The organism is Acidovorax sp. Root217, from assembly GCF_001428645.1.
Taxonomy (GTDB): domain Bacteria; phylum Pseudomonadota; class Gammaproteobacteria; order Burkholderiales; family Burkholderiaceae_C; genus Acidovorax.
The window spans coordinates 327,838-349,062 of record NZ_LMIH01000023.1; the positions used below are offsets into that span (position 1 = coordinate 327,838).

At 67.8% G+C, this 21,225-nt stretch carries 17 protein-coding genes and 1 tRNA gene; 11 read left to right on the forward strand and 7 right to left on the reverse strand.

Translation table 11 applies throughout. The annotated features are described in order from the left end of the window. Window positions 1–34 precede the first annotated feature (34 nt). Entirely contained in the window at window positions 35–715 is a 681-nt protein-coding gene (locus tag ASE31_RS21415) for a GntR family transcriptional regulator (RefSeq protein ID WP_057203796.1), read from the forward strand. Here the strand turns inward: ASE31_RS21415 and ASE31_RS21420 are convergent, their stop codons facing one another. After that, window positions 716–1,627, reverse strand: coding sequence for an RluA family pseudouridine synthase (locus ASE31_RS21420; RefSeq protein ID WP_057203797.1), 912 nt, complete (start codon window positions 1,625–1,627; stop codon window positions 716–718). A 269-nt stretch (window positions 1,628–1,896) separates the two neighbouring features. Between ASE31_RS21420 and ASE31_RS21425 the strand changes: the two genes are divergently transcribed. Next, the gene (locus ASE31_RS21425) at window positions 1,897–4,272 is read left to right on the forward strand and encodes an AsmA family protein (protein ID WP_057203798.1); all 2,376 of its coding nucleotides are present in this window, start codon (window positions 1,897–1,899) and stop codon (window positions 4,270–4,272) included. Between the two features lie 94 nt (window positions 4,273–4,366). After that, window positions 4,367–4,882: a M23 family metallopeptidase gene (locus ASE31_RS21430; protein WP_057203799.1), complete on the forward strand. Its 516-nt coding sequence runs from the start codon at window positions 4,367–4,369 to the stop codon at window positions 4,880–4,882. Between the two features lie 80 nt (window positions 4,883–4,962). On the opposite strand, the gene ASE31_RS21435 is transcribed toward ASE31_RS21430, so the two are convergent. The 6 genes from ASE31_RS21435 to ASE31_RS21460 form a co-directional block, all read right to left on the reverse strand. Beyond that, entirely contained in the window at window positions 4,963–8,229 is a 3,267-nt protein-coding gene (locus tag ASE31_RS21435; RefSeq protein WP_057203800.1) for an error-prone DNA polymerase, read from the reverse strand. 11 nt (window positions 8,230–8,240) lie between these two features. Then, window positions 8,241–9,761 carry a DNA polymerase Y family protein gene (locus ASE31_RS21440; RefSeq protein ID WP_057203801.1) on the reverse strand — a complete coding sequence of 507 codons (1,521 nt, stop codon included), beginning with the start codon at window positions 9,759–9,761 and terminating at the stop codon, window positions 8,241–8,243. After that, a complete protein-coding gene (imuA, locus tag ASE31_RS21445) occupies window positions 9,721–10,551 on the reverse strand; it encodes a translesion DNA synthesis-associated protein ImuA (RefSeq protein ID WP_057203802.1) in 831 nt (276 codons plus the stop codon). The genes ASE31_RS21440 and imuA overlap by 41 nt, the downstream gene beginning before the upstream one ends. Before the next feature lie 400 nt (window positions 10,552–10,951). Further along, window positions 10,952–11,028 (reverse strand) — tRNA-Pro (locus ASE31_RS21450). A 235-nt stretch (window positions 11,029–11,263) separates the two neighbouring features. Beyond that, complete coding sequence (infA, locus tag ASE31_RS21455; RefSeq protein WP_007856902.1) at window positions 11,264–11,512, reverse strand: translation initiation factor IF-1; 249 nt, start codon at window positions 11,510–11,512, stop codon at window positions 11,264–11,266. 403 nt (window positions 11,513–11,915) lie between these two features. Beyond that, complete coding sequence (locus tag ASE31_RS21460; protein WP_057203803.1) at window positions 11,916–13,043, reverse strand: HPP family protein; 1,128 nt, start codon at window positions 13,041–13,043, stop codon at window positions 11,916–11,918. Between the two features lie 506 nt (window positions 13,044–13,549). Between ASE31_RS21460 and ASE31_RS21465 the strand changes: the two genes are divergently transcribed. The 8 genes from ASE31_RS21465 to asd all read left to right on the forward strand — a co-directional run bounded on the left by ASE31_RS21465 (window position 13,550) and on the right by asd (window position 21,161). Continuing rightward, window positions 13,550–14,737, forward strand: coding sequence for an ABC transporter substrate-binding protein (locus ASE31_RS21465; protein ID WP_057203804.1), 1,188 nt, complete (start codon window positions 13,550–13,552; stop codon window positions 14,735–14,737). Window positions 14,738–14,892: 155 nt separating this feature from the next. Then, on the forward strand, window positions 14,893–15,531 hold the full coding sequence (locus ASE31_RS21470; protein ID WP_057203805.1) for a LysE family translocator: 639 nt from the start codon (window positions 14,893–14,895) through the stop codon (window positions 15,529–15,531). Window positions 15,532–15,558: 27 nt separating this feature from the next. Next, window positions 15,559–16,422: a branched-chain amino acid ABC transporter permease gene (locus ASE31_RS21475; protein WP_057203806.1), complete on the forward strand. Its 864-nt coding sequence runs from the start codon at window positions 15,559–15,561 to the stop codon at window positions 16,420–16,422. 46 nt (window positions 16,423–16,468) lie between these two features. Beyond that, window positions 16,469–17,461 (forward strand): branched-chain amino acid ABC transporter permease, encoded by a 993-nt coding sequence (locus tag ASE31_RS21480; protein ID WP_057203807.1) that lies wholly within the window; start codon window positions 16,469–16,471, stop codon window positions 17,459–17,461. Continuing rightward, on the forward strand, window positions 17,454–18,233 hold the full coding sequence (locus ASE31_RS21485) for an ABC transporter ATP-binding protein (protein WP_057203808.1): 780 nt from the start codon (window positions 17,454–17,456) through the stop codon (window positions 18,231–18,233). The genes ASE31_RS21480 and ASE31_RS21485 overlap by 8 nt, the downstream gene beginning before the upstream one ends. Window position 18,234: 1 nt before the next feature. Beyond that, window positions 18,235–18,960 carry an ABC transporter ATP-binding protein gene (locus tag ASE31_RS21490; protein WP_057203809.1) on the forward strand — a complete coding sequence of 242 codons (726 nt, stop codon included), beginning with the start codon at window positions 18,235–18,237 and terminating at the stop codon, window positions 18,958–18,960. An 82-nt stretch (window positions 18,961–19,042) separates the two neighbouring features. Continuing rightward, window positions 19,043–20,257 carry a hypothetical protein gene (locus ASE31_RS21495; protein ID WP_057203810.1) on the forward strand — a complete coding sequence of 405 codons (1,215 nt, stop codon included), beginning with the start codon at window positions 19,043–19,045 and terminating at the stop codon, window positions 20,255–20,257. A 52-nt stretch (window positions 20,258–20,309) separates the two neighbouring features. Then, window positions 20,310–21,161 carry an archaetidylserine decarboxylase gene (gene asd, locus ASE31_RS21500; protein WP_057203811.1) on the forward strand — a complete coding sequence of 284 codons (852 nt, stop codon included), beginning with the start codon at window positions 20,310–20,312 and terminating at the stop codon, window positions 21,159–21,161. Window positions 21,162–21,225: the final 64 nt, after the last annotated feature.

Sequence of the window (21,225 nt, forward strand, 5' to 3'; positions counted from 1 at the left end):
ACCGCCCGCGCATTATCATTCGGCCACTACGAACATGGCCACCACTACCACGACACCGCCCCGCGTCAACCTCAGCGACAAGATCCGCGAGGCCCTGGAGGAAGAGATCATCTCCGGCAAGCTCTATGCCGGCTGCAGCATCGACGAGCAGGAGCTGATGGAGCGCTTCGACGTTTCGCGCACCCCGGCGCGCGAAGCCATCCAGCAACTGGCCACCGCTGGCCTGGTGGAGATGGTGCCGCGCCACGGCGCGGTGGTCGCGACCCTTTCGCTCACCGAGTACGTGGCCATGCTGGAGATGCTCACCGAGCTCGAAGGCCTGGCCGCGCGCCTGTCCGCGCGGCGCATGCCGGCGGCGCTGCGCCGGGACCTGCAGGCCTCCTTCCAGGCCTGCGAGACTGCAGCCGCCAAAGACGACTCCGTGGCCTACGAAGAGGCCAACCGCTGGTTCCACCAGACCATCTACGACGGCAGCCTCAACGAGGTGCTGTCGCGCCAACTGCGCCAGATGCGCCTGCGCATGCGACACCCGCAGCGCTCGCTGTTCGACCGGCCCAACCGGGTGCGCAACTCGCTGGCCGAGCACCAGGACATCATGAAGGCCATCCTCGATGGTGACGAAGATGCGGCCGACCGCCATATGTGCCGGCACATCTCGAGCGGCGGCAACGTCTACGTGGATGCCGTGGCCCGGGGCAGCGTGCCGCGCGGCTGATCAATCCAGTGTATTGAGCTGCAGCCGGCTGGCGAATTGCCGGCCATCGCCCGTGAGCGGATCGGTGAATGCCAGCGAGCGTGCCAGCAGCTGAAGCGGGCGCGAGTAGTCGCCCTCCGGCGGATCATTGACCACCGGGTAGAACGGGTCGTTGCGCAGGGGCAGACCCAGCGCGGCCATGTGCACGCGCAGCTGGTGGCGCTTGCCGGTGATGGGCGACAGGCGGTACAGCGCCCAGTCGCCGCTGTGCTGCAGCACCTGCATGTGGGTGTGGCTGTTTGGCGTGCCGGGCACTTCGTGCATGCGAAAGAACTGGGGGCTTTCTTCCATGCGGCTTCGGTGCTCGCGCGGAAAGACCAGGTCGTCGCGCCAGGGCGCCACGGCCTCGTAGTGCTTGGTGATGGTGCGGTCGCGGAACAGCGCCTGGTAGGCGCCGCGCGTGCGCTGCTGCACCGAGAACAGCACCAGCCCGGCCGTGTCGCGGTCGATGCGGTGCAATGGCGACAGTTCAGGCAGGCCCAGACGGCGCTTGAGGCGCACCAGCAGCGTGTGCTGCAGGTAGCGGCCCGATGGCGTGACGGGCATGAAGTGCGGCTTGTCGGCCACGAGCAGGTGCTCGTCCTGGTAGAGCACGGTTTCGGTGAACGGGATCTCGGGCTCGTCGTCGAGGTGGCGGTAGTAATACACGCGCAGCCCGCCTTCGAAGGGGCGGGCGGGTTCAACCGTGGCACCGCGCTCGTCCACCACGTCGCCGGCCTGCATGCGGGCCTGCCATGCGGCGCGGTCCACCGCGGGCAGGCGCTCGGCCAGGAAGTCGAGCATGCTGCCTTGCCCGTGGGTGGGCAGCACCACGCAACTGGCGCCTACGCCGTCGCGCATGGGCGGGGCGAAATGATGGCGGGGGCTGTGCATGGTGGCGCATTCTAGAAGGCCTTCCCCACCGCCGGCCCGTTACAGCCGCCAGTCTTTTCACGCCGTCCAGGCGGAGGCCCGCAGCAGCAAGGCGTCCACGGCCCGCGCAGCCAGCGCCGCGCCAGGGCTGTAGGACAAGGGCTGCAGTTGGTTACACGGGCGACCTGGCAGGGCCGTTGCGGGCTAGCATCGGCCCAACCGCACCCAACAGGCCGATGGCCTGCAGCAAGTGCTCCGATCTTCGCGCTTTTGGATGACACCTGCCCCCCATGCCCGCTACGCCATCGACCGACATGCCCACCCCGCCCCCGGCGGCCGGCCGCCCTGCCCGCAAGCCTTTGCACCGGGCGGTGAAGTGGGTGCTTGTGCTGGCAGGTCTGCTCGTGGGCCTGGCCATCCTGATCGGCGTGGTGCTGTCGCTGATGGACTGGAACCGCTACAAGCCTTTAGTCAATGAAAAGGTCAGCGAGGCCACTGGCCGGCGCTTCGAGATCGAAGGCGATCTGTCGGCTGCCTGGCGCTGGCCGCAGCCGCTGGAAGAAGGCTGGCGCCGCTGGGTACCCGGCGTGACGGTGAAGGCCGAGCGCCTGGCGATGGACAACCCGGCAGGGTTCGAGCCCCCGTTCAGTGGCGATGACAAGAATAAAGGCAAGGACAAGGGGGCAAGCACCACTGCGGCACGAGCCCCTGCCAGTGCTGCATCGGAGGGATCGGCATCCACAGCGCCGCCCCCGGCCACCCAGCCCGGCACCGCGACCATGGCCCGCATCGGCAGCGTCAGCGCCTCCATCAGCCTGCTGCCGCTGCTCTCGCGCCACCTGGCCATCGACACCGTGGCTCTGACCGACCCGGAGATCGCCCTGGCCCGCACCAAGGACGGCAGCAACAACTGGACCTTTAAGCACAAGGACGAGGACGCCCCCAAGAGCCCCTGGACTTTCGACGTGGGCCGGCTGGTGGTCAACCAGGGGCTGCTGGCCTATGCCGATGCCCAGAAGGACGTGGACCTGCAGGCGCAGGTGAACACCACGGAGCCGGTGGATCCGGCCCAGGCAGGCAGCGCGAAGGCGGCCAAGGCATCCATTCTTCCGGCGTCGGCGGCTGCTTCCTCAGCCGAGGCTGCGGCTTCGCGCGATATGGTGGCCCGCAAAAGCAGCACGAACGGCACGGCTGTGCCCTATGGCCTGCAATTCGAGCTGCAGGGCCGCATTGCCAAGGCACAGGTTGAGGGCAGCGGCCGGGCCGGCCAGGTGATCAGCCTGCGCGACAAGGTGGTCAACTACCCGCTGCAGATCGAAGCCACTGCGGGCAGCGCAGCACTGTCGGCCGAGGGCATCCTGGCCAATCCCGGGGCGCTGTCAGGCATGGACTTCGATGTGATGCTCAAGGCCGACAGCATGGCCGACCTGTACGAGGTAACGGGCCTGGTGCTGCCCAGCACGCCGCCGTTCGAAACGCGCGGGCACCTGACCGGCAGCCTGGAGCCCGAGCGCGCCGTGTGGAGCTACAGCGACTTTCGGGGCAAGGTGGGCCAGAGCGACCTGCAGGGCGACCTCAAGTACACCTCGGGCAAGCCGCGCCCCAAGCTCACGGGCAAGGTCACATCCAGCCAGTTGCGCCTGGCCGACCTGGGGCCGGCGCTGGGAACCGCCAAAGCCAGCAACACCCACCGTGGCAAAACCGATGGCAAGGTGCTGCCGGACGCCAACTTTGCGGCCGAGCGCTGGAGTGCCATGGACATGGACATCGCGTTCAAGGGAGAGCACATCATCCGATCCGAAAGCCTGCCGCTGGAAGACCTGAGCTTGCGGGCGGTGATGGACAACGCGCAACTCAGGCTCGCGCCGCTGACCTTTGGCGTGGCCAAGGGCAAGATCGAATCGGAGGTCATCATCGATGGCCGCACGCCCCCCCTCAAGGCACAGATACGCGGCAAGGTGGAAGGACTTCAGCTGTCCGCACTGTTCCCCAAGGTGGAACTGATGAAAAAAAGCTTTGGTCGCATGGATGGCGCCGTGGCACTGCGCAGCAGCGGCAACAACGTGGCCGACCTCCTGGGCAAGGGCACGGGAGAGGCGCGCCTGTACGTGCGCGAGGGCACGCTGAGCAAGCAGATGCTGGACCTGGCATCCCTGAACGTGGGCAGCATCATCGTGGGCAAGCTGTTCGGCGATGACAAGGAGGTACGCCTGCGCTGCGCGGTGGCCGACTTCACCGTGGTCGATGGCCTGGCGCAGACGCGCGTGGTGAAGATGAGCACCGACGATGCGGTGATCGAGGCCACCGGCACCATTGACCTGGGTACGGAAGCCATGAACCTGCGCATCAAGCCCGAGTCGCTGGAGTGGAAGTTCTTCTCGCTGCGCACCCCGCTGTATGTCAAGGGCACCTTTGGCAACCCGGATGTAGGGGTGGAACCCGGACCGCTGCTGCTGCGCGCGGGCGCTGCGGTGGTGGCGGCGGTAGCGGCACCGGTGGCCCTGGCGCTGATACCGGTCACCGTGCCGGCCGCCGATGACGACACCTACTGCAAGCCGCTGCTGGACCTGGCCAAGGAGCCTGTGAAGCCGGGTGCCCAGGGCGCTGCAGGCACGGCATCGCAGCCCGCGCGGGATGCCGCCAGCCGGCAGCGACCAGCGCGCTGAGCCAGCCTGCGGTCACTGGACAGGCGCAATGCGGGAATAATCCTCCCTTTTGCCCGCCGGCGCGCTGCATGGTCGATGCGGTGCGCCCCCCTGCATGAAGACTCTCCAATCCGTGGGCCTGGCCCTGCTCGGGCTGTTGCTCATGGGCCTGATCATCCCTGAACGCATCCGCATCCCCGTGGCCGGAGCCTCCACGAAGGACTGGAATGCCCAGTCGTTCTGGTTCGAGCCCTGGGGCACGTCGGGCGTGCACAAGGGCATCGACATCTTCGGCAAGACGGGGACGCCGGTGCTCAGCACCACGGACGGCATCGTGCTCTTCACCGGTGAGATCGCCAAAGGCGGCAAGGTGGTGCTGGTGCTCGGCCCCCGCTGGCGGCTTCATTACTTCGCCCACCTGGACCGCATCAGCACCCATGCGCTGGCGCCCGTGGCCTCGGGCAGCGCCATCGGCACCGTGGGGGCCAGCGGCAATGCCCAGGGCAAGCCGCCGCACCTGCACTACTCCATCGTGCGGCTGCTGCCCGCGCCGTGGAAGATCGATGGGGCGACCCAGGGGACCAAGAAGGCCTTTTTCATGGACCCGGGCGCTTATCTGAAAGGGCAGTAGCTGCAGCGCTCATAGGGATTTGCATTTGATCGTATGGCAAGGCGAACCAACGACGCTAGACGGTCAAAGGCAAATCCGTCTCAATGGAAGTCCCGGCTGCCATCGAGTGCCCCGGCCATGCGGCCCAGCAGCGGCGTCAGGTCCTTGAAGCGCTGGGCCACCAGGTGGCGCACCACGAAGGCTTCGCCTGCAGCATCCTTTCCTTTTTCTTCATCCTCACCATGCCGGCTGCATTGCCACACCCCCTGCACCGCCAGCAGGCGTGAGCGCAGGATGGCATCGCGCCACTGCTCCACCATCGCTGGCCAGACGATGACGTTGACGGGGCCGGTCTCGTCCTCCAGCGTGACGAACATGGTGCCCTTGGCCGAGCCCGGCCGCTGGCGCACGGTGACGATGCCGCAGGCGCGCACCTGCCGGCCATCGGGCACATTGCGCAGTTGCAGCGCCGTGAGCAGGCGCCAGCGCGCGAGCCGGTTGCGCAGCAGCGCCAGCGGGTGGCGGCGCAAGGTGAGGCCGGTGGCCGCATAGTCGAACAGGATCTCCTCGCCCTCGGGCGCCTCGGGCAGCTGCAGCGGGGCCTCGTGCACCGGCACATCGCGCAGCAGGGCGGGTGCGGTGTGCTGGGCAGAGGCGTCCCACATCTGCTGGCGCCGGTGGCCCGACAGGCGGGCCAGCGCGTCGGCTGCGGCCAGCACCTGCATGTCCTGGTGGTTCAGGCGCGCGCGCAGGGCCAGGTCTTCGGTGCTGGCAAAGGGGCCGCCCTGCACGCGGGCCTCGACCAAACGTTCTGCCGCGGCTGTCTCCAGGCTGCTCACCAGGCGCAGGCCCAGGCGCACTGCGGGCTGGGGCAGCGGTGGTGCGGGCAGGCCTTTGGCGGGTTGCAGCATTTCGGGCGTGCCCTCCAGCGTGCATTCCCAGTCGCTGCAGGTCACGTCGATGGGCAGCACGCGCACGCCATGGCGCCGTGCATCCTGCACCAGTTGCGAGGCGGTGTAGAAGCCCATGGGCAGCGAGTTGAGCAGCGCCGCCAGAAAGCAGGCGGGCTCGTGGCATTTGAGCCAGCTGCTGCTGTAGGCCAGCAGGGCAAAGCTGAAGGCATGGCTTTCGGGGAAGCCATATTCGCCGAAGCCCAGCATCTGCTTGAAAACGCGCTGGGCGAAATCCAGCTTGTACCCGTTGTCCACCATGCCGTCGATCAGCCGCTTCTCGAAATGGTGTACCCCGCCCGTGCGTTTCCATGCGGCCATGGACCGGCGCAGCGCATCGGCCTCGGATGCGGAAAATTTGGCGGCGATCATCGCGATCTGCATCACCTGCTCCTGGAAGATCGGAATGCCCAGCGTGCGCTCCAATGCCTCGCCGAGCTCTTCACTCTCCAGCCTCAAGGGCTCGCCCTTGCGCTGCTTTTCGCGTGCCTGCAAGTAGGGATGCACCATGCCGCCCTGGATGGGCCCCGGCCGCACGATGGCGACCTCCACCACCAGGTCATAGAACACCTTCGGCCGCAGGCGCGGCAGCATGCTCATCTGGGCACGGCTCTCGATCTGGAACACCCCCACCGTATCGGCGGCGCAGATCATGTCGTAGGTAGCAGGGTCTTCGGACGGAATCTGGGGCAACTCCCAGCGCTCGCCGCGCAGGTCGGCACGCAAGTCCAGGCAGCGGCGCAGCGCGCTGAGCATGCCCAGGGCCAGCACATCCACCTTCATGAGGCCCATGTCGTCCAGGTCGTCCTTGTCCCACTGGATGATGGAGCGGTCGACCATGGCGGCGTTCTCTACCGGCACGATGCGCGTGAGCAACCCCTGCGTGAGCACGAAGCCCCCCACATGCTGGCTCAGGTGGCGCGGAAAGCCCTTGAGCTGCACCGACAACTGCAGCCACAACTCGGCGGTATGCAGGCTGATGGGTTCGCCCATGTCCTGCGCCATCTCCTGCAGGCGGTGCGCAGCGAATTCCTCGTCGAACCAGTGGTGCTCCTTGGCAAACGAATCGACCAGCGCCGCAGGCACGCCCAGGGCCTTGCCCACGTCGCGCAGCACGCTGCGGGTGCGGTAGCTGGTGACCACGGCGGCAATGGCGGCACGGTCGCGGCCGTACTTGGTGTAGACGTACTGGATGACCTCTTCGCGTCGGTTGTGCTCGAAGTCCACGTCGATGTCGGGTGGCTCCTTGCGCTCCTTGCTGATGAAGCGCTCGAACAGCAGCTTGGTGCGCTCGGGGTCCACCTCGGTAATGCCCAGGCAGTAGCACACGGCGGAGTTGGCGGCAGAGCCGCGGCCTTGGCACAGGATGCCCTCGCCGCGCGCAAAGCGCACGATGTCGTGCACGGTGAGAAAGTACATCTCGTACTTGCAGTCGGCGATCAGCGCGAGCTCGCGCAATATCTGCGCCACCACCTTGTCCGGCACGCCTTGCGGGTAGCGGCTGCGCGCGCCCTCCCAGGTCAGCCAGGCCAGGCCCTCCGCAGGCGTCATCCCCTCAGGCACAGCCTCCAGCGGGTACTGGTACTTGATCTCGTCGAGGCTGAAGGTGCAGCGCGCCGCAATCTCCAGCGTGGCCGCGAGCAGCTCGGGCGGGTAGATGCCGGCCAGGCGCACGCGCTGGCGCAGGTGGCGTTCGGCATTGGGCTGCAGCGCAAAGCCGCATTCGGCCACGGTGCAGCCCTGGCGCACGGCGGTGATCACGTCCTGCAGCGGCTTGTGCGAGCGCAGGTGCATGTGCACGTCGCCCGCTGCCACCAGGGGCACACCGGTCTGGCGCGACACCTGCTGCAAGGTGGCCAGCCACAGGTCGTCGTCGGGCCCGAGCAGCAGCTCCACCCCCAGCCAGAAGCGCTGGCCGAAGTTCGCCTGCGCCTGTTCCACACAGGCCAGCAGTGCAGCGGTGTCCATCGCATGCTGCACGCTGCGGTCGGGCATGAGCAGCAGCTCGCAGTGCTGCAGCTGGGCCACGTCGGACACCGGCCCCAGCTCGTAGATGCCCTTGGGCGCGGTGCGCCGCGCGGCGCTGATGAACTCGCACAGATTGCCCCAGCCCTCGATGTTGCGCGGCAGCGCCACCAGCCGAAAGCCGGGGTACGCGAACTCGCTGCCCGGTATGAACTGCAGGCCCAGCGCCTTGGCCGGGCCATGGGCCCGCACCACGCCGGCCACCGAGCATTCGTCGGTCAGCGCCAGGGCCCGGTAACCCAGCTCGGCCGCGCGCGCCACCAAGTCCTGGGGCTGCGAGGCGCCGCGCTGGAAGCTGAAGTTGGAGATGCAGTGCAGCTCGGCATAGTCCGGCAAGGCCAGCGGTGCGGCGGAAACGGCGGCAGATGGGCGATCAGGAATGGTGTGGCTCATGGCTCAGCCCCTCAGGCATACAGGCCCTGCAGGAACCAGCGGTCGCGGGATTCCCCTGCAGGCCTGTGCGCCAGCCGTTCGCGAAAGATCCAGACGCGGCCAGCCTCAGGGCTCAGCGCAACGAAGTAGTCACGTTGCACCAGTCCGCTTTGGCCTTGCCGAGACGGGCCGCCATTGCTCTCACAGGCTGATGGGGCGCAAGCCCCCTCTTCCCACCAGGCGGCATCGAACCGGTGCGGCCCGGCCAGCATGCGCAGCGGGCCCTGGTAGCACGGCCGATGGCCCTGCATGACCAGGCGCTGTGGGGTGCGCAGCAGCCAGGTGGGCCACAGCACGGCCTCGGGCGCGTGCTCGCCCTGTGGGGGCTTTGCTGCTCGCACTGGATCGGCTTCTGCCATGGGCTGCCAGCGCTGCATGCATTCGGGCCGGTGGTCTGCGAGCAGGGTGACGGACTGCACCTGCCCGGCCCCCAGGCGGGCGGAGAGGCGCTCGACCAACTGGTGCCAGGCCTCGCCCTCCTGGTCACCGGCGGCCGACGATCCGTCGGGCGGCAGCAGGTGGGCGCTGGCATGGGGCAGCGGTGCGGTCTCCAGCGCGCGCAGCGTGATCTGGTTGGCCGGCGCAGCCAGGGGCGTACGCGCCAGGTTCTCGGCCAGCAGGCGGCGCAGGTGGGCCAGCTCGTGCGTGGGCTGGGCCGTGCGCACGGGCAGAGCGTGCCATGGGGCGATGGGCACGCCATCGACCCGGCGCAGGTCGTGCCGCCAGGCCAGCTCCAGCGCCAGCACGCCCTGCTGGCGCGCCTGCAGCCAGGCCTGCAGGGCCGAGAGCAGGCGGCTGGCAGACCACAGCAAGGCATCGGCCGAGGTGGCCAGCGCGGGCAGCTCGGCCGTCAGCTCGAAACGCTCGGGCAACTCCACCCAGGCGTGGTTGTGGGCGATATGGCCGTAAGCCCGGTCCAGCGCCAGCAGCACGGCCGCGCCCAGACGCCGGGCCACGCCGTCGCGCGGCAGCGCGCGCAAGGCGCCCCAGGTGCGGCAGCCCATGCGTGCCAGGCTCGGCAGGTGCGGGTGCAGCGCCGTCAGGGTATGCAGCGGCAGGCCATCGGGCAGGTGCCTGGGCAGGGGCTGGCCTGCCAGCTGCAGGCGCAGCAGGGCCAGGGCCTGCAGCGAGGTGGGCGCCTCGGCAAAAGGGGTTGGGTATCTGGCAGCAGGGCATTCCTGCGGTACAGGTCCTTGCGATGGATTGCCCGCTGCCGCGGGCGGTTCGGCGGGCCATGGCGGGCTGCGCAGCTGCAGTTGTGCCAACAATGCCTCGCGCCCGCCCCAGAGGCGTTCGGTGGCCGAGACCTCCAGCAACAAAGCCTCGCCCTCCACGCTCGCCACGCGCGGCGTGAACTGCAGCGCCCACCAGTGCTCGTGCGGGGCCTGCGGCAAGGGCTGGCGCGGCCCGGCTGTGGCCGACAGCAATGCCACGCCAGGGTCGGTATGGCTGTCAGTGGGGGTTGGCGGCAACGGCCATGCGATCCAGTGCATGCTGAACACCTCCTCCTGGCAGGCGATCCCGCCACGCCGCCAATGGCAGCACCACGGCATTCCGTGCTGGCTGCTGTGGGGCGCGCCGCCCCTCCCCGCGCGCTGCCGACGCGGCCAGCACACGGGCCAGCGCCGCATGGCTGGCAGGCAGCGCCAGGGGCTGCTCCATGGGCGGCCCACGGCGCTTGAGCACCTGCACCTGCATCTGCGCGCCACCCGAGCCATCGACGGCCTCGACCCATAGCCTCAGCGGCGCGGGCGATGCCTGCTGGCGCGCCCTGGCCGGGCGGAACACCCACAGCAGCTGCCCCATCTGCGCAGCCGCCAGCTGCAGCCGCCTCAGCGATTCGGGTGCCGCCTGGGGCAGCCAGGCCAGCACCGCCTGCACGTCGCGGCAGCGCAGCGCCTGCTCTGCCGCCCACAGCGCCTGCGCGGCCGAAGTGGTCTGCACGCGGCACAGCCGCGCCGCATCCAACCCACCCGCACGCAGGGCCGGTGCAAACGGTTCATAGGGCGGCGCCACCAGCACCACGGCCCCCGGCCGCGCGGCCGTGGCCTGGGCCAGGGCTGGCAGCACCAGTCGCCACACATGCAGGCCCGCCGCCGGCTGCAGCACCTCGGTCATGGCGCCCACAGGCCAGCCCCCGCCCGGCAACTGCGCATCGAGCCCTGCATGCCCCGTGGACTGCACCCGCGCCGCACTGGACGTGCCCAGTTGGTCGGCCAGCCACACGCCTGCCAGGCGCGGCGGTGCGCTGGCAGCCAGGGAACGGAGGGGGACGGCGGACATGAGAGGGGCAAATGAGGGACATGCGCAGAGGTCAGGCGACGGCGGAAAACCGCTGCGGACGCACCAGGGCCCTGGTCAGGGCATGCCTGTGCATGGAGCCCGGGATGAAAGCCGAATACTGTGTTTTCATCCAGTTATCGTACCCGATTCCGGGCCACGTGGTGGCTTTTCAGAGCATTCCTGCAGGTCATTGGCACCCGCCAGAGCTCTGGCCCAGGCTGCGCGGGCTTCATGGCCCACCACGGCAGAAAACTCGGGGGAAAGGATGATGCGGGGGAGATAAGCAATGGCAAGCCGTTGCACCCTCGCTTGCAGCGTCAGCGCGAACACGCTTGCGTGCAATGGCGGCCCGGAAATGACAAAAGGCCTGCAGAATTGCTTCTGCAGGCCTTGCCAATAATGGTCGGAGCGGCGGGATTCGAACTCGCGACCCTCTGCTCCCAAAGCAGATGCGCTACCAGGCTGCGCTACGCTCCGACAGCTCGTATTCTAACCCGGGAAATTTCGGGTTCTGACCAAATGCGCGCTTTTTTTGAATTTTTTGCAGCGACTGCATCGGACCAGGGTTCCATCGGCAGTGCTGTCATGCATCCAGGGCGATGCAAACTGCGGCGATGGGGGAAACTCAATCAACAACCAACGGGAAACTCACAAAGGCGAACCAGCAGCCACCAGCGCACGGCCACCTGCGTGGCCGCATGGCGGCAGGCAATCAACGGCTCGACGGGCCTGGGCCGCGGCCGGCCAGGTGGCGGAAGGTGATGCGGCCCTTGGAGAGGTCGTAAGGCGACATTTCCAGGGAGACCTTGTCGCCCGCCAGGATGCGGATGTGGTGCTTGCGCATCTTGCCGCCGGTGTAGGCAATCAGCTGGTGACCGTTGTCCAGCGTCACGCGAAAGCGCGAGTCGGGCAGCACTTCGGTCACGGAGCCTTGCATTTCAATCAGTTCTTCTTTGGCCATGTTCTCTTGTCTTTTCAAAAATCAAAAAATCTGGTGATCGGCGCCTGAACGCTGGGGCATCCACCACGGCCTATGCAGCGTGGTCGGGCTCGACACACGGTGCATTGCGGGCGGTGGGAGTCGCTGCACCCGGGGCGCAGATCAGGCAGAGGGCCGGGGAGACGGCTTCATACGGATTTGCATTTGACCGTGTAGTCAAGCGGGAGCCGCAGACAGTGCTGTAGCACGGCAAGGCGAACCAACGACGCTACACGGTTAAAGGCAAATCCGTATCAATGGACAGGCAGAGCGCTGTGCATAGCCTGTCGATTGTACCGCGATGTACCCGGGCTTGCCTATGGGACGTGGCGCAGCGGTGTCGCGGGACGGCACCAGAGCCTCTCCAGCGGCCCCCAGAGCCCCTTCAAGCAGCCGTATCCTGGCCCTGCACGGCCACCGCCAGGGTGCGCACCAGGTCGGTCTGGGTGATGATGCCCACCAGGTACCCGCCCTCGTCGACGATGGGGATGTGGTGGTGCCCGCCCTGCGAGAACAGGGGCACCAGGTCCATGGCATGCTGGCCCACCCGGGCCACCTGCACGGGGTGCGACATGATCTCGCCCACGCTGGCGGGCTGGCCGCTGCGGCCCTTGACGAGGGCGCGCAGGCGCTGGCCCAGGCCCTCGTGCAGGTCGAGGTTGGCCAGGCGCATGAAATCGGCCACCGTGACGATGCCAAGCACCTGCCGGCCCGCATCCACCACGGGCAGGGCCTTGATCTTCTCGCTGCGCATCAGGGTCCACGCATCCTTGAGGGAGATGCCCTGCTCCACCGCCATGGCCGGCCGGGACATGATGTCCGCGCAGCGCACCTCGCCCAGCGTGCGCTGGAAGGCCGCGCGGCCCGCCAGTTGCAGCAGGCCTTCCAGGTCGGCGCGGCTCACGTCCAGCACCTGGTTGTAGTGCGCCAGCGCCGCATCCACGTCCGATGCGGCAAAGGCGCCCTTGGCCACGGCGGTGCGCGCAGGCGATTGCTGCGGATGCGGGTAGCTGCGCCCGGTGAGGCTGTTGTAGACCACACCCGCCAACAACAGCACCAGCACATTGAAGAGAACAGGAAACGCCGCCAGGTGCAGGCCGTCGCCCGCCGTGAGCACCACGTACAGCGCCATGGAACCACCGGGCGGGTGCAGGCAGCGCAGCGGCACCATGAGCGCAATGGCAAGGCCCACCGCCAGCGCACCGGCCAGCGCCGGGTCGGGCACCAGTGCGGCACACACCGCCCCCACCATCGCCGACAAGGTGCTGCCGCCCAGCACCGGCCAGGGCTGGGCCAGAGGGCTCGACGGCATGCCGAACACCAGTACGGCACTGGCCCCCAGCGCGCCCAGCATCCAGGGCCCATGGGCATGGCCGCCGCCCGCCCACCAGCGGCTGAGCACCGCCGTCAGGAAGATGCCCAGCACGGCTCCCACGATGAAGCGCAGGCGTTCGCGGCCATCGATTCCCAGCGGGGCCGGCCAGAAATGGCACAGCCAGCGCACGATGCGCATCCTTGTCGGCAATCTCGCCACCGCCACACGCGGGGCGGGCGATGGGGGCGGCTCAGGCTCTGGAGCGGGGGTCGGGGAAGTGGAAAACGAAGACGGCTCGGACATAGGGATGGACAAGGTCACGGCCCATGCCCCGCAGGACAATGGGGGCACATGCCAGGCCGCATGCAGCCGCCATTTTGCCGGGTGGCGGCATGCAATGCACCAACAGGGTGCAAACCCAGCCATGGCAAGGTGGGCAAAAGGCCCGGCACATGCTCGAAACTACCTATCTCCACTAGGTAAACAGCGGCACACGGCCCGAAAAACATGCTCTATACTGCATGCACACCGCAATGAATGCAGTTTACTTCACGTTGATGTTGCCCGGGCCACAGGCCAGGAGCGAGGCCCCAGAGCGCCATGAAGGACACCGGCATGCCAGCAACGGTACGGGTAAGCCATAGGTTTTCACCACAGGGCTTGGAGTTAAATTACTTTAAGCCTAAACAAAGGAGACACTCCCCATGACCACTCGCCGCCTCGTCATCAGCCGCAGCGCAGCCCTCGTCGGCGCCGCTTCCACGGGCCTGCTGCTGCCCTCCATCGTGCGGGCCCAGAGCGGCAAGGTGCGCGTGGGTTTCATGCTCCCCTACACGGGCACCTTCGCCCAACTGGGCGTGGCCATCGAGAACGGCGTGCGCATGGCCATCGACCAGCAGGGCGGCAAGCTCGGCGGGCGCGAGATCGAATGGTTCAAGGTGGACGATGAGTCCGAGCCCAGCAAGGGCGTGGAAAACGCCAGCAAGCTGGTGCAGCGCGACAAGGTGGACGTGTTGATCGGCACCGTGCACTCGGGCGTGCAGATGGGCATCCAGAAGGTGGCGCGCGACACCGGTGTGCTCAACCTGATCCCCAACGCCGGCGTGCATGCCGCCACCCGGGGGCTGTGCGCGCCCAACGTGTTCCGCACCTCGTTCAGCAACTCCCAGCCCACGCTGGCCCTGGGCAAGGCGATGATGGACAAGGGCCACAAGAAGGCCGTGTGGATCACCTGGAAGTACGCCGCAGGCGAGGAAGCCTTCGAAGGCTTCAAGCAAAGCTACACCGCAGCCGGCGGCACCATCGTCAAGGAGCTGGGCCTGCCCTTCCCGAACGTGGAGTTCCAGGCGCTGCTGACCGAGATCGCGGCCCTCAAGCCCGATGCCGTGGCCTGCTTCTTCGCCGGTGGCGGTGCGGCCAAGTTCATCAAGGACTACGCGGCCGCCGGCCTCAAGGACAAGATTCCGCTGTACGGCTCGGGCTTCCTGACCGAAGGCGTGCTCGATGCGGCCGGCCCCGCAGCCGACGGCATCATCACCACCATGCACTACAGCGACTCGCTGGACACGCCGCGCAACAAGCAGTTCCGCCTGGAATACGCCAAGGCCTTCCGCAGCCAGCCCGACGTGTATGCCGTGCAGGGCTACGACACCGGCCTGCTGCTGGTGCAGGGTGCCAACGCCGTCAAGGGCGATCTGGCCGCCAAGCCCGCGCTGTACAAGGCGATGGAGAGCGCTGTCATCGACAGCCCGCGCGGCAAGTGGACCATGAGCAAGGCCCACAACCCGGTGCAGGACATCTACCTGCGCGTGGTCGAGAACAAGGAAAACAAGGTCGTCGGCATTGCGGCAAAAGCCCTGTCCGACAGCGGCGCCGGCTGCCGCATGGCCTAAGCACCACCGCACACCTGGCGCAGCGGCGGGCCTCGGCCTGCCGTGCGGAGCGCTGGCCCTGCGGGTTTTGACACAATGGCAGCGCCTGCCAACTCGGCAGGCCAGTCCTCCGTGCGCCCGGACTTTGCGGCCACCCCCTTGGATCACCCTCTTCCATGACCCTCAGTACCTACCTGCTCTACCTGGCCGCCGTGGCCCTGCTGGTGCTCTCGCCCGGCCCGACCATGCTCATGTGCATGACCGCCTCGCTGCAGCACGGCCCGCGCAAGGCCGTCGTGGCGGCCGCCGGCAGTGTGACGGCCGTGCTCGGCACCATGCTGCTGTCGGCCCTGGGCCTGGGCGCGCTGCTGGCCGCGTCCGAGACCGCGTTCTGGGTGCTCAAGGCAGCGGGCGCTGCCTACCTGATCTGGCTCGGTATCAAGACCTTCCGCAGCCAGGGCAGCGTGTTCGACCAGATGCCCGAGGGCGCCACTGCGGCACCCGCCGTGCCCGCGCACCGGCTGTACCTGCAGGGCCTGATCGTGGGCGGCAGCAACCCCAAGGCCATCCTGTTCTTCACGGCCTTCTTTCCGCAGTTCCTGAACCCCACGCTGTCCTTTGCGCCGCAGTTCGCCATCCTGGCCGCCACCTTCGTAGCGTTCGAGTTCACGGTGCTCACGCTGTGCGCCTTGGGCGTGGCCCGGCTGGCCCCAGCCCTGCGCTCGGGCAACCGCATGCGCTGGTTCAACCGCGTCTCGGGTGGCCTGTTCACCCTGATGGGCTCGCTGCTGCTGGCCACGCGCCGCGCGGCCTGACCCCGCTACATCCACCTGCCGCACGCCATGGACTTCGCTACCTTCCTGATCCAGTTGCTCAACGGCGTGCAGTACGGCCTCTTGCTGTTCATGCTGGCGGCCGGCCTCACGCTGATCTTCGGGATCATGGGCGTGGTGAACCTGGCGCACGGCAGTTTCTACATGCTGGGTGCCTACCTGGCGTACTCGCTGTCGGGGTATTTCGGCAGCCTCACGCTGGCCATACTGGGCGGTGCGGTGCTGGCCGTGGCCTTCGGGCTGGCGCTTGAGTGGCTGCTGTTTCGCCACTTCTACCACCGCGACCATCTGGACCAGGTGCTGCTCACCTTCGGGCTGATCTACATCTTCGAGGAGCTGCGCTCCATCCTCTGGGGCGACGATGTGCACGGAGTGGCCATCCCGAAGCTGCTGGACTGGTCGATCCCGCTCACCGACACCCTTTCCTACCCGGTGTACCGCCTGTTCATCTCGGGCGTGTGCATCGTGCTGGCCATCGGCCTGTACCTGCTGATCTCCAAGACCCGCTTGGGCATGAAGATCCGCGCCGGTGCCTTCAACCGCGACATGGCCGAGTCGCTGGGCGTGAACATCAAGTTCATCCACGCCATCGTGTTCGCGCTGGGCGTGGGCCTGGCGGCCATGGCCGGCATGGTGGCAGCCCCCGTCTCCAGCGTCTACCCCAACATGGGCTCCTCGGTGCTGATCATGTGCTTCGTGGTGGTGGTCATCGGCGGAATCGGCTCGGTGCGCGGGGCCCTGATCTCGGCGCTGCTGGTGGGCCTGGTGGACACCTTCGGCAAGGTGCTGCTGCCCTCCGTGGCCGGCATGCTGGTCTACATGCTGATGGCGGCCGTGCTGCTGTGGAAACCCGAAGGTCTTTTCAAACAATGACAGTCGTTCCTGTGATCCTTGCCCTGCCAGCCCCGCGGAGGCCCGCATGAGCACACCCCGCACCAACCTGGAGGTGCTGCCGCGCAGCGTGCAGTTCGTGCTCGTGCTCGGCCTCGTCGCGCTGCTGGCGTTTCCGTTCGTGGGCAGCGATTTCTATGTGCAGATGGTCACGCGCATGATGATCATGGCCATCTTCGCGATGAGCCTCGATCTGCTGCAGGGCGTGACCGGCCTGGTCTCGCTGGGCCACGCGGCCTACTTCGGCGTGGCAGGCTATGCGCTGGCCTTTCTCACCCCGGCCGATGCCCCGGTGAGCCTGTGGTGGTCGCTGCCGGCCGCCGTGGCGGGCTCGGCCCTGGTGGCGCTGTTCATCGGCTTCTTCGTGGTGCGCACGCACGGCATCTACTTCATCATGGTGACCATGGCGTTCGCGCAGATGGTGTTCTACCTGTTCTTCGACAACAAGATCCTGGGCGGCTCGGACGGCATCTACATCAACCTGCGCCCTGATGCCTCGGTGTTCGGCTGGATGCTGTTCGACCTCGAAGGGCGGCGCACCTTCTACTACTTCACGCTGGCGCTGGTGGTGCTGGTCTACGCGGGGCTGCGCCGGCTGCTGTGGAGCCCCCTGGGCCGGGCGCTGGCGGGCATCCGCGTCAACGAGCACCGCATGCGTGCCATGGGCTTTTCCACCCAGGGCTACAAGCTCACGGCCTTCACCGTGGCCGGCGCCCTGGCCGGCCTGGCGGGCTACCTGTGGGGCGCGCAGACGGGCTACGTGAACCCCGAGCTCATGGGCTTTCACATGAGCGCGCACGCAATCATGATGGTCATCCTGGGCGGCATGGGCAACTTCGCAGGGGCCATCGTCGGCGCCTTCGCCTTCGAGTACCTGCTGCATGTGTTCAAGGACATCACCAAGCACTGGCAACTGCTCATGGGCAGCTTCATCGTGCTGGTGGTGCTGGTGGCGCCGCGCGGGCTGCTGGGCATGCTGGTGCGCCTGCGCGCCGCCAAGGGAGGCACGGACCATGGCTGAACACGAAGTCCTGCTGTCGGCCCACAAGATCACCAAGCGCTTTGGCGGCCTGGCTGCCGTCAACGGCGTCTCGGTGGACCTGTGGCGCGGGCGCATCCATGCGGTGATCGGGCCCAACGGCGCGGGCAAGTCCACGCTGACCAATCTGCTCTCGGGCGACCTGCCCCCCACGGCCGGTGAGATACGGCTGGGCGCCACCGAGGTGACGGGCTGGGCGCCCGAGCGCATCTCGCGCCAGGGCCTGGGCCGCAGCTACCAAAAGACCAACATCTTTCTGCCCTTCACCGTGCACGAGAACGTGCGCCTGGCCGCCCAGTCGCGCGACCCGCAGCAGCCCTGGAACCCGCTGCGCTGGTGGCGTGACACGCGCGACCAGGGCCCGCACAACCGCGCCAGCAGCGAGCGTGTGGACCGGGCCATCGAACTGGCGGGCCTGCAGGCGCGGCGCGATGCCGTGGCCGGCACCATGAGCCACGGCGAGCAGCGCCAGCTCGAGATCGCCATGACCCTGGCCACCGAACCCCAGGTGCTGCTGCTCGACGAGCCCCTGGCCGGCATGGGCGTGGCCGAGGCCGAGCGCATGGTGCAACTGCTGCTGCGCATCAAGCCAGGCCACGCGATGATGCTGGTGGAGCACGACATGGATGCCGTGTTCGCCCTGGCCGACCACCTGACGGTGATGGTCAACGGCGAGGCCATCGCCAGCGGCACGCCGCCCGAAGTGCGCGCCGACGCCAATGTGCAGGCCGCCTACCTGGGTGAGGAACACTGACATGGCACCGCAGCAAAACACGCCCCTCATCGAGGCCCGGGGCCTCAACACCTTCTACGGCGCCAGCCACATCCTGCACGGGGTGGACTTCACCGTGGGCCAGGCCGAGACCATCGGCCTCATGGGCCGCAACGGCATGGGCAAGAGCACCCTGCTGAAGTCGCTCATGGGCCTCGTGAAGCCGCGCTCGGGCAGCGTGGCCGTGGCCGGACGCGACACCACGGGCCGCCCGCCCTACGAGGTGGCGCGCCTGGGAATTGCCTATGTGCCCGAGGGGCGCGGCATCTTCGGCAACCTGAGCGTGGTCGAAAATCTGCAGATGGCCGCCCGCGCCGGCACGCGCGGCCAGCGCGACTGGACCTATGAGCGTGTGCTGGAGACCTTTCCGCGCCTCAAGGAACGCCTGGGCCATGGCGGCCAGCAGCTCAGCGGCGGCGAGCAGCAGATGCTGACCATCGGCCGCGCGCTGATGACGAATCCCGACGTGCTCATCCTCGACGAGGCCACCGAGGGCCTGGCCCCGCTGATCGCGCGCGAGATCTGGCGCATCTGCAGCCTCATCAAGGCCAGCGGCATCAGCAGCGTGATCGTCGACAAGAACTGGAAGCACGTCACCCAGATCACCGACCGCAACGTCATCCTGGTCAAGGGCCAGGTGGTGTTCGAGGGCAGCTCAGAGACCCTGTGCTCCCAGCCGCAGTTGCTGGAGCAGCACCTGGGCGTTTGACACAACCGCCCTCTCCCGGTGCGCGGGACCCGTCTCGTCTTGCCTTAGCATCCGGCGGTCCACCCGCCCCGCCAAGCTGTCCATGTCCCCTGCCCTCGCCGTCTTCCTGTTGCTCCTTGCCGCCCTGGTGCTGACCAACGTCTGGGCCACGCGGCGCGTGCTGCGCAGCCACGAGTTCGGCAACCGCAAGGCGCTGATGGTGATGGGCATCTGGATCCTGCCCTTCCTCGGCGCGTTCATGGCGCGCTACCAGTTTGCGCCGCCAGAGGATTCACGGCCTGCAGCATTGGCCTTGCCGGTCCAGGGCGGCGAACAGCCCCCGGCGCCGCAGGTGCTGCGCATGGCCGGCCTCGAACCCTTCACCGTGCGGGACCACCTGAGCGCCCCCGCCGGCCTGCCCCTGATGGACTGGCAGGCACTCGACCACTGGGCCGGACAAGCCCCCACCCCCGAAGCCACCACAGAGGCCATCGCCCTGGGCCGCCGCGCCTGGCTGCTGCACCTGCGCGATGCGATTGGCCCGCACATGCACCTGCACGAGAGCGCGGACGTGCACATCCTGTCCCCTCTGGAGCCGCCAGTGGCACAGGCCATGGCGGGCTACGTCACCAAAACGCGCCAGCGCATCGCGCGCGTGCTCGATGGCGTGGCCCGCTTCAACCCAGGCGAGAAAAGCGTGCTGCTGGTGCTCGAGAGCGAAGAGCTCTACTACCACTACGTGGGCCAGTTCTACCCCGATGGCGGGGAGTTCGCCTTCAGCGGCGGCATGTTCATCCACAACGGCTGCCCGCACTTCGTGGTGGTGCAGGCCGACCTGTCCACCATCGAGCCCGTGATCGCGCACGAGCTCACGCACAGCGCCCTGTCGTACCTGCGCCTGCCCACCTGGCTCGATGAAGGCTTGGCCGTGAACACCGAGCACCGCCTGACAGGCGCGCGCCGCCCTGCCCAGACGCCGCAGGCCATGCACCAGCGCCACCTGGCATTCTGGAATGCCGAGCGCGTGCAGGAGTTCTGGTCGGGCGACTCGTTCCACCGCACGGACGATGGCAACGCGCTGTCGTATGACCTCGCCCGCATCGCGGTAGAGCAGTTGGCGCGCGACTGGCCCGCATTCAGCCGGTTCGCAACCAGCGCCCGCCGCGGCGATGCAGGCGCCGAGGCTGCGGCCAGCGCACTGGGCATCGACCTGGGCAGTTTCGTCGGCGCCCTGGTGCAGGCATCCGAGGACTGGGCACCGCGCCCCGCTACTTGGCCAACACAGCCCGCACAACAGGCTGCATACCTACATTTTTGAGCGCCCGCCATCAGTAGAATGGCCCGCACCCCTTTCCAAGGATGTTCCCACAGTGTCTGACAGCCTCGCCGTTCTCCCCCAGTACCTGATGCCCAAGCAGGCCATGACCGCCCTGGCGGGAAAATTCGCCTCGGCCCGCCTGGGGGGACTGACCACCGCAGTCATCCGCGGCTTCGTGTCCCACTACCAGGTGAACATGGCGGAGGCGGCCAATCCGGACATCGCGGCCTATGCCTCGTTCAACGACTTCTTCACCAGGGCCCTGCAGCCCGGCGCGCGACCCCTGGCCGATGCCGACCTGGTCTGCCCCGTGGACGGTGCCATCAGCCAGTTCGGCCCCATCCAGAAGGACCAGATCTTCCAGGCCAAGGGCCATTCGTACTCCACCACGGCACTGGTGGGCGGCGATTCGTCGCTGGCTGCGCGCTTTGACGATGGCTACTTCGCCACCCTGTACCTGAGCCCGCGCGATTACCACCGCATCCACATGCCCTGCGCAGGCCAGCTCACGCGCATGGTGCATGTGCCCGGCGACCTGTTTTCGGTGAACCCGACCACGGCGCGCGGCGTGCCCGGCCTGTTCGCGCGCAACGAGCGCGTGGTGTGCTTCTTCGATTCGGCGCACGGGCCCTTCGTGCTGGTGCTGGTGGGCGCGACCATCGTGGGCAGCATGGCCACCGTCTGGCATGGCCAGGTGAACCCGCCGCGCACCGGCGTGCTGCGCCACTGGGACTACCCGGCCGGCCAGGTGTCGCTGCAAAAGGGCGAGGAAATGGGCCGTTTCCTGCTCGGCTCCACCGTGGTGATGCTGTTCCCCAAGGGGCCGTTCCAGTTCAACGCCGAATGGGCTCCGGCGCGTCCCGTGCGCCTGGGCGAGGCCATGGCGCAGTACCCAATGGAATAATGCCTCCGCGCAGGCGTGCCTGGCTTGCCCCCAGAGCTGCCGCCTCCTGCGGCTGCACCGGGAC